We start from the raw sequence: 8,886 nt of genomic DNA on the forward strand, positions 1-8,886 counted from the left end.
CTAGAAGTACCCCTCGCGCTTGCGGTCTTCCATCGCGGCCTCGGACATCTTGTCGTCGGCGCGGGTGGCGCCCCGCTCGGTGAGCCGGGAGGCGGCGATCTCGGTGATCACCGCTTCGAGTGTGGTGGCGTCGGAGTCGACCGCGCCGGTGCAGGACATGTCGCCGACGGTGCGGTAGCGCACCAGCCGGGTCTGCACCGGCTCGTCGGCCTTCGGGCCGCCCCAGTCGCCCGCGGTCAGCCACATGCCGGCCCGGTTGAAGACCTCCCGCCGGTGCGCGAAGTAGATCTCCGGCAGCGCGATGTGCTCCCGGGCGATGTACTGCCACACGTCCAGCTCGGTCCAGTTGGAGAGCGGGAAGACCCGCACGTGCTCGCCGGGGGCGTGCCGGCCGTTGTAGAGCGACCACAGCTCGGGGCGCTGGCGGCGCGGGTCCCACTGGGAGAACTCGTCGCGCAGCGAGAAGACCCGCTCCTTGGCGCGCGCCTTCTCCTCGTCGCGCCGGCCGCCGCCGAACACCGCGTCGAAGCGGTGCTGCTGGATCGCCTCGGTGAGCGGCACGGTCTGCAGCGGGTTGCGGGTGCCGTCCGGGCGCTCGCGCAGCCGCCCGTCGTCGATGTAGTCCTGCACCTTCGCGACGTGCAGCCGCAAGGTGTGCTCGGCGACCGTACGGTCCCGGTACTCCAGCACCTCGGGGAAGTTGTGGCCGGTGTCGACGTGCAGCAGCGAGAACGGCACCGTGGCCGGCGCGAACGCCTTCAACGCCAGGTGCAGCATCACGATCGAGTCCTTGCCGCCGGAGAAGAGGATCACCGGCCGCTCGAACTCGCCCGCGACCTCGCGGAAGATGTGCACCGCCTCCGACTCCAGCGCGTCCAGGTGCGTGAGCGCGTACGGACTGGCGGTCGCCCCGCTCTGCGCGACGGTCGTCGTCATGCCCTACCTCTTTCGCTGGCGATGCGGCCGCTGTCCCCGAGGTACGCGTACACGGCGGCCGCCGACTGCGCGACGCTGCTGCCCTGGGTCTCGACGCGCAGATCGGGGTGCTGCGGTACCTCGTACGGGTCGTCGACCCCGGTGAGCCCGGTCAGCTCGCCCGCGGCCTGCTTGGCGTACAGCCCCTTGACGTCGCGCACCGCGCAGACGTCCACGGGGGTGGCGATGTGCACCTCGACGTAGTCGGTGCCGCGGCTCTGGTGCCGCTTGCGGACCGCCTCGCGGCTGTCGGAGTAGGGCGCGATCACCGGGACCAGCACCAACACGCCGTGTGAGGCGAGCAGTTCGGCGACGAAGCCGATCCGCTGCACGTTGGTGTGCCGGTCCTCGCGGGTGAAGCCGAGCCCGGCGGAGAGGAATTCGCGGATCTCGTCGCCGTCCAGCACCTCGACCCGCCGGCCCTCGGCGCGCAGCTGCTCCGCCAACGCGGTGGCGATGGTCGTCTTGCCCGCGCTGGGCAGCCCGGTGAGCCATACCGTGGCTCCGCCGCTCATCCGGTCCTCCTGGTTCGTCGACTCGGTGGTCGTCGGTTCGGTCGTCTCGGGCTCGATGGTCGTGGGCTCGGTGGACGTCGGCCCGGTGGCCGTCGGCCCGCTGGCCGTCGGCCCGGTGCGGCTGCGGGCAGCCGCGTCCGGGGGCGTGCGCACAGCGTTCACCGGTGTGTTCACAGGTGGATGCCGCACTCGGTCTTGCCGAGCCCGGCCCACCGGCCCGACCTGGCGTCCTCGCCCTCCAGCACCCGGCGGGTGCAGGGGGCGCAGCCCACCGAGGCATAGCCGTCCATCAGCAGCGGGTTGGTGAGAACCCCGTGCTGAGCGACGTATGTTTCCACGTCTTCCTGTGTCCATCGGGCGATCGGGGCGATCTTCACCTTTCGGCGCTTGGCGTCCCAACCGACCACCGGGGTGCCCGCGCGGGTCGGGGACTCGTCGCGGCGCAGCCCGGTGGCCCACGCGTCGTAGCCGCGCAGGCCCGCCTCCAGGGGGGCGACCTTGCGCAGCGCGCAGCACAGGTCGGGGTCGCGGTCGTGCAGCTTCGCGCCGTACTGCGCGTCCTGCTCGGCGACGGTCTGCGCCGGGGTGAGCGTGATCACGTTCACGTCCATGACGGCGTCCACGGCGTCCCGGGTGCCGATGGTCTCCGGGAAGTGGTAGCCGGTGTCGAGGAAGACGACGTCCACGCCGGGCATGGCGCGCGAGGCCAGGTGCGCGACGACGGCGTCCTCCATCGAGGAGGTGACGCAGAAGCGGCGGCCGAAGGTGTCGGCGGCCCAGCGCAGCACGTCGAGTGCGGACGCCTCCTCCAGGTCGCGGCCGGCCTGTTCGGCCAGCCGCTCCAGGTCCTGCGCGGTGTGCGGTGCGGTGGTCACGGTGCGCCTCCGTCGGAAGAGCCGTGCGGGGAAGGTCCCTTGAAGCCCTCGGCGAGCAGGCCGAGGAACTTCAACTGGAATGCGCGGTTGCAGGCCCGGCATTCCCACGAGCCGTGCCCCTGTTCCGAGGGGCGCAGGTCCTCGTCGCCGCAGTAGGGGCAGTAGAACGGCGCGGCTCGCTCCGTCACGACAGCTCCTCCTCCGACGCTCTGGCCGCCCACTGGGCGAAGCGCTCGCCGTCGGTGCGCCCGGCCTGGAAGCGGCCCAGCACGCGCTCGACGTAGTCGGGCAGTTCGGTGGCGGTGACCTTCAGGCCGCGGACCTTGCGGCCGAAGCCCGGGTCGAGGCCGAGGCCGCCGCCGAGGTGCACCTGGTAGCCCTCGACCTGGTTGCCGTCGGCGTCGGTGACGAGCTGGCCCTTGAGCCCGATGTCCGCGGTCTGGATACGGGCGCAGGAGTTGGGGCAGCCGTTGATGTTGATCGCGATCGGCTCGTCGAAGTCCGGCAGCCGCCGCTCGAGTTCGTCGATCAGCGAGGCGCCGCGCGCCTTCGTCTCCACGATCGCCAGCTTGCAGAACTCGATGCCGGTGCAGGCCATGGTGCCGCGCCGGAAGGGCGAGGGCGCGACCTGGAGGTCGAGCGCTTCGAGCCCGGCGGTCAGCGACGCGACCTGGTCCTCCTCGACGTCCAGCACGATCAGCTTCTGGTCGGTGGTGGTGCGCAGCCGGTCCGAGCCGTGCGCGCCGGCGAGTTCGGCGATCTTCGTCAGGGTGGCGCCGTCGACCCGGCCGACCCGCGGCGCGAAGCCGACGTAGTACCGGCCGTCCTTCTGCCGGTGCACGCCGATGTGGTCGCGCCACACCTGCGCCGGCTGCTCGGGCCCGGGGCCGTCCAGCAGCGGCCGCTTGAGGTACTCGTCCTGGAGCACCTGGCGGAACTTCTCCGCGCCCCAGTCCGCGACGAGGAACTTCAGCCGGGCGCGGCCGCGCAGCCGCCGGTAGCCGTAGTCGCGGAAGATGCCGATCACCCCGGCCCACACGTCGGGCACCTCGCCCAGCGGCACCCACGCGCCGAGCCGCACGCCCAGCTTGGGGTTGGTGGACAGCCCGCCGCCGACCCACAGGTCGAAGCCGGGGCCGTGCTCGGGGTGGTCCACGCCGACGAACGCGATGTCGTTGATCTCGTGCACCACGTCGAGCAGCGGGGAGCCGGAGATCGCGGTCTTGAACTTGCGCGGCAGGTTGGAGAACTCCTTGGTGCCGATGTACCGCTCGTGGATCTCGTCGATCGCGGGGGTGCCGTCGATGATCTCGTCCTCGGCGATGCCCGCGACGGGGGAGCCGAGGATGACCCGCGGCACGTCGCCGCACGCCTCGGTGGTGGACAGGCCCACGGCCTCCAGCCGGCGCCAGATCTCCGGCACGTCCTCGATCCTGATCCAGTGGTACTGGATGTTCTGCCGGTCGGTGAGGTCGGCGGTGCCGCGGGCGAACTCCTGCGAGATCTCGCCGATCACCCGCAGTTGGGCCACGGTCAGCCGGCCGCCGTCGATCCGCACCCGCATCATGAAGAAGCTGTCGTCCAGCTCCTCCGGCTCCAGCACAGCGGTGCGGCCGCCGTCGATCCCGGGCCGGCGCTGGGTGTACAGGCCCCACCAGCGCATCCGCCCGCGCAGGTCGGAACCGTCGATCGAGTCGAAGCCGCGGTGCGCGTAGATCGTCTCGATCCGGGTCCGTACGTTGAGACCGTCGTCGTCCTTCTTGGACTGCTCGTTGGCGTTCAGCGGCGTGAAGTGGCCCATCGCCCACTGGCCTTCACCGCGGTGCCGTCCGGTCCTGCGGCGGGCGGCGGCGGCGTTCGGAGCGGCGCTCCCGGCCGGGGGCTGGGGGGAGTCGGGGCTGGAAGCCATGGCGATGCGTCCTTCGGGCAGGCGTGTATACGGGTCGGTGCGGCGCGGGGCGGCATGCGGCACGGGCTGACCCGGGGCCTGCGCGGGCGCAGGGCATCACGGCTCACCCGATCACGGCAGGCGGCTCTCGCGCATCCACGACGGCGGGGACGGCGGGGTCGGCGCGGTACGCGCCGCTAGGTGCTCAGCCCGCCGGACAGATGGCGCTGGACACGCGGCAGAAGTCGACGTGCGGCCGACCTACCAAGGCGATTCCAGTGCGTGACATGACGAAAGCGTGGCACGCAGGTATTCGGCCAGTCCACCGACATCCACGATGTGGACCACTTCATCCCGAATAGTGGGCACCGCTTGCCTCGCGGACCGCTCACCCCCGCTCCGCGAGCACCGCCGGGGCCAGCGAGTGGGGGAGCAGCTCCGCCTCGCGGACCGGCCGCAGCACCTCCACGCGCACCCCGTCGGCGAAACGATACGGCCGGTGCGCCAGCACGCCCGCGAGGGTGCGGCGCAGCCGCGACATCTCCGCGCGGACGGTCACCGTACGGCTCGGGTCGCCGAAGAGGTCCGCGGCGAGCTGCGCCGCGCTGCGCCCGCCCGGGTGCAGCGCCAGCACGAACAGCAGCTCGGCATGGCGCGGGCTGAGCTGCTGCGTCCAGCCGCCGGCCGGGCCGTGCACGGTCACCTCGCTGCCCTGCGCCCCGCTCACGTCGAGCACCACGCGGTTCCCGGCCACCGGCCGCTCCCGCGCGCTCACCCGGATCAGCCAGCCGCCCGGCAGCGGGTCCAGCTCGCACAGCCCCAGCGCCGGCAGCCACGCCTGCCCGGGCCGTACCTCCGCGGGCAGCGTGACCCGGTCCGGGCCGGCCATCCCGGTCACCGCCGCCGTCCACCCGTTCCGGTCCACGGCCAGCGCCTGCCCGGAGATCCGGGTCAGCAGCGGCGCCGCCACCGACCGCAGCCGCTCCACCGCCTCCCAGTGCCGCGCCCGCAGTTCGCCCTCCGCGACCCGGGCGACCGCCGACACCAGTGCCAGCGTGCTGGGATGGGCCCGGGTGGCGGGACCGCTCACGTCCACCACGCCCAGCAGCCGGCCGTCGCGCGGGTCGTGCAGCGGCGCGGCCGCGCAGGTCCAGTGGTGCAGGGTGCGGACGAAGTGCTCGGCCGAGTGCACTTGCAACGGGGTACGGGTGACCAGCGCGGTGCCGATCGCGTTGGTGCCCACCGAGCCCTCGGCCCAGGACGCGCCCTCGGCGAAGCCCAGCCGGTCGGCGCTCTTGCTGAGCGCGAGGTTGCCGTCGCGCCACAGCACCCGGCCCTCGGCGTCGGTGACCACCATGATGTGCCGGTCCGCGTTCGCGACCGACACCAGGCCGTCGCGCAGGCTCGGCAGGATGTCCGCGAGCGGGGTGGACTGCCGGCGCTGCTCGACGTCGTCGGTGCTCAGGATGCGGTCGGGCTCTCCGGTGTCGGGGTCCACGCCCAGCCGCAGCATCCGCGTCCACGACTCGCCGATCACCGTGCGCGGCGCCGTGCACGGCGCCTGACCGGCAAGGGCGGCCTCCCGTGCCGACGCCAGCAGGCGCTCCGAGGTCCGCTCGCCGGTGCCGGCCGACCGCACCGCACCGATCCGAAGGTGTGCCATCTCGCCCCCGCTCAGCCCCGTTGCCGTGTTCCGGTGGTCGGTGCGCCCGCGTAGCCGCGGCCACCGGGGCGCACCGGGGCCGCGTGCAACCTTCTGCAACGGTTGCGAGCCTACGCGAATTCGACCGACAGTGACGGCACGTCACCGACCCTGCACAGGTCCAACTCGCGGTCGGTGGAGCCCCGTCGGGTACGGGCCGTGTACTGGGGGTGGTGCCGAGTCGGCGCGGTGCCACCCCCACCGGCCGGACCGGCGCCCGCCCGGGTGTCCTCGCGGGTGCCCTCCCTTGCTTCGCAGGCGCCGTCGCGGGGGTCCCTACTCCCCGGGCGGCTCCCCGGTCACCCTCACCCCTCCACCGGCCTGGCCCGGTCCACCAGCGCCGCCAGATCGACCGAGCGCGGCAGCGTGCCGAACGTCGCGCCCCAGTCCCGGCCCAGCCGCGACGCGCAGAACGCGTCGGCCACCGGCGCGGGCGCGAACCGCACCAGCAGCGAGCCCTGGAAGACCAGCGCCATCCGCTCCACGACCCGCCGGGCCCGCGACTCGATGCCCTCCAGGTCGGCGAGGTCGGAGAGCAGGTCCTTCACCGCGGCGTCCAGCCGGTGGTCCGCGCCGTGCGCGAGCCCGATCTCCGCGAGGAAGGCGTCCACCGCCTGCGGCTCGCGCTGGAGCACCCGCAGCACGTCGAGCGCCTGCACGTTCCCGGAGCCCTCCCACACCGAGTTCAGCGGCGACTCCCGGAAGATCCGCGGCATGCCGGACTCCTCCACGTAGCCGTTGCCGCCCAGGCACTCCAGCGCCTCGACGGCCACCGACGGGCACCGCTTGGTGACCCAGAACTTGGTGACCGCCACCGCGAGCCGGCGCAGCGCGCGTTCGCGCGGGGTGTCCGCGTCGTACGCCGCCGCCAGCCGCAGCACCGCGGTGGTGGCCGCCTCCGACTCCAGCGCCAGGTCGGCCAGGACGTTGCGCATCAGCGGCTTGTCGATCAGCGGTCCGCCGAACGCGCTGCGGTAGGTGGCGTGGTGCACCGCCTGCGCGACCGCCTGCCGCATCAGCGCGGCCGAACCCAGCGCGCAGTCCAGCCGGGTGGCAGCCACCATCTCGATGATCGTGGCGATCCCGCGGCCCTCCTCGCCGACCCGGCGTGCCCAGGTGCCGGCGAACTCCACCTCGGAGGAGGCGTTGGAGCGGTTGCCGAGCTTGTCCTTCAGCCGCTGGATCGCGAAGACGTTGCGGGTGCCGTCGGCCAGCACCCGCGGCACCAGGAAGCAGGTCAGCCGGTCCTGGTCCCGGTCCGGCGCCGGCACCTGCGCCAGCACCAGGAAGCCGTCCGACATCGGCGCCGAGCAGAACCACTTGTGGCCGGTGAGGGTGTAACTGCCGTCCTCCGCGAGCGGCTGCGCGGTGGTGGTGTTCGAGCGGACGTCGGAGCCGCCCTGCTTCTCGGTCATGCCCATCCCGAACAGCGCGCCCGGCTTCTGCCCGGGGGCGACCAGCCGGTGGTCGTAGACGTGCGAGCCGAGCCGCGGCTCCCACTCGGCGGCCAGCTCCGGGTCGGCGCGCAGCGCGGGCACCGCGGCGTGCGTCATCGACACCGGGCAGCCGTGCCCGGCCTCGGCCTGCGTCCACACCATGAAGCCCGCGGCCCGCCGCAGATGGCCCTGGGGCCGCGACCAGGCGTCGGTCAGGCCCGAGGAGACCGCGTGGCCCAGCAGCCGGTGCCAGGCCGGATGGAAGTCCACCTCGTCGATCCGGTTGCCGTACCGGTCGTGGGTGCGCAGCACTGGGGTGCAGGTGTTCGCCTCCTCGCCCCACCGCTGCGCCTGAGCGGAACCCGCGGCCTTGCCGAGGTCGCTCAACTCGTCGGTGATCTCCGCCAGCCGCACCGGGTCCGCGTGCCGCGCCACACCTTCGGCGAGCGCGCGGTCGGTGCTGTACACGTCATGGCCGACCAGGGGCGGCACCTGGTTCGTGACCGTGTGAGTGGGGGCAGTCATGCCAGCTAACGTAAGGGGGTGCAAGCAGCAGACGAAAGAAGCCATCGGCGTCCGGGTCGGTGGCGAAGGGCCCGCGCGCTGTACCGGAATGTCTCCAAACGCCGGATGGCCTGGCTGCTGCTCAAGGACACGGTGGACTCCTGCATGGAGTACCGCGTCACCGGACTCGCCGCCGAGGCGGCCTTCTTCGTGCTGCTGTCGCTGCCGCCGCTGCTGCTCGGGCTGGTCGGCGCGCTCGGCTACGTCGACACCGTGGTCGGCCTCGACACGATCGACCACATCCGGCACAACATCCTCAAGGCGTCCTCGACGGTGCTCTCCGACAAGGGCGTCAACCAGCTGGTCAAGCCGCTGGTGGACGACGTCTTCCACGGCCGCCGGCCGGACCTGATCTCCATCGGCTTCCTGATCGCCCTGTGGTCGGGCTCCCGCGCCGTCAACGTCTTCGTCGACACCATCACCATCATGTACGGCCTGGAGGGCCGCCGCGGCATCGTCCGCACCCGGCTGATGTCCCTGCTGCTGTACGTGGCCGCGCTGCTGGTCGGCGCGGCCGTGCTGCCACTGGTCGTGGTCGGGCCCGGCACGCTGACCCGGTACCTGCCCGGGGGCAGCGCGACCGAGCACATCCTGTACTGGCCGGCCGCGCTGTTCGCCTCGATCGCCTTCCTCACCACGCTGTACCACGTCTCGGTGCCGGTCAGATCGCCCTGGTACGAGGACGTGCCCGGCGCGCTGGTGGCCCTGCTGATGTGGGTGCTCGGCAGCTTCGTGCTGCGGATCTACCTCACCCACGCCGTCGAGGGGCACACGATCTACGGCTCGCTGGCCGCGCCCGTCGCGGTGCTGCTGTGGATAGGTGTGTCCGCGTTCGCGGTCCCTGGTTGAGCCGGGCCTTCATCCGGTGCGCGGACGCGCGCAGGCTGGTGAGCGAAGGCGGAGACCGCAGGCCGTACGGACGGTACGGCCG

At 72.7% G+C, this 8,886-nt stretch carries 8 protein-coding genes and 1 pseudogene; 1 reads left to right on the forward strand and 8 read right to left on the reverse strand.

Annotated features, from left to right (window positions below):
* The 8 genes from cysD to AB0399_RS33765 form a co-directional block, all read right to left on the reverse strand.
* Positions 1–936, reverse strand: a complete 936-nt coding sequence (cysD, locus tag AB0399_RS33730; RefSeq protein WP_366413875.1) for a sulfate adenylyltransferase subunit CysD — start codon at positions 934–936, stop codon at positions 1–3.
* A complete protein-coding gene (cysC, locus tag AB0399_RS33735) occupies positions 933–1,547 on the reverse strand; it encodes an adenylyl-sulfate kinase (RefSeq protein WP_366413881.1) in 615 nt (204 codons plus the stop codon). Before cysC ends, cysD begins: the two co-directional genes overlap by 4 nt.
* Before the next feature lie 113 nt (positions 1,548–1,660).
* Positions 1,661–2,365, reverse strand: coding sequence for a phosphoadenylyl-sulfate reductase (locus AB0399_RS33740; protein WP_366413876.1), 705 nt, complete (start codon positions 2,363–2,365; stop codon positions 1,661–1,663).
* The gene (locus AB0399_RS33745; RefSeq protein WP_329363779.1) at positions 2,362–2,553 is read right to left on the reverse strand and encodes a hypothetical protein; all 192 of its coding nucleotides are present in this window, start codon (positions 2,551–2,553) and stop codon (positions 2,362–2,364) included. The genes AB0399_RS33740 and AB0399_RS33745 overlap by 4 nt, the downstream gene beginning before the upstream one ends.
* A complete protein-coding gene (locus AB0399_RS33750; protein ID WP_329363777.1) occupies positions 2,550–4,274 on the reverse strand; it encodes a nitrite/sulfite reductase in 1,725 nt (574 codons plus the stop codon). The genes AB0399_RS33745 and AB0399_RS33750 overlap by 4 nt, the downstream gene beginning before the upstream one ends.
* A gap of 184 nt (positions 4,275–4,458) precedes the next feature.
* A complete protein-coding gene (locus AB0399_RS33755; protein WP_322899662.1) occupies positions 4,459–4,542 on the reverse strand; it encodes a putative leader peptide in 84 nt (27 codons plus the stop codon).
* A gap of 99 nt (positions 4,543–4,641) precedes the next feature.
* A complete protein-coding gene (locus AB0399_RS33760) occupies positions 4,642–5,916 on the reverse strand; it encodes a GAF domain-containing protein (RefSeq protein WP_366413877.1) in 1,275 nt (424 codons plus the stop codon).
* A gap of 344 nt (positions 5,917–6,260) precedes the next feature.
* Positions 6,261–7,916: an acyl-CoA dehydrogenase family protein gene (locus AB0399_RS33765; protein ID WP_366413878.1), complete on the reverse strand. Its 1,656-nt coding sequence runs from the start codon at positions 7,914–7,916 to the stop codon at positions 6,261–6,263.
* An 18-nt stretch (positions 7,917–7,934) separates the two neighbouring features.
* On the opposite strand from AB0399_RS33765, the pseudogene AB0399_RS33770 reads away from it, so the two are divergent.
* A pseudogene (locus AB0399_RS33770) lies at positions 7,935–8,795 on the forward strand (YhjD/YihY/BrkB family envelope integrity protein); the annotation flags it as partial.
* Between the last annotated feature and the right edge of the window lie 91 nt (positions 8,796–8,886).

This window comes from Streptomyces sp. NPDC088194 (assembly GCF_040702025.1).
Classification (GTDB): Bacteria; Actinomycetota; Actinomycetes; order Streptomycetales; family Streptomycetaceae; genus Actinacidiphila.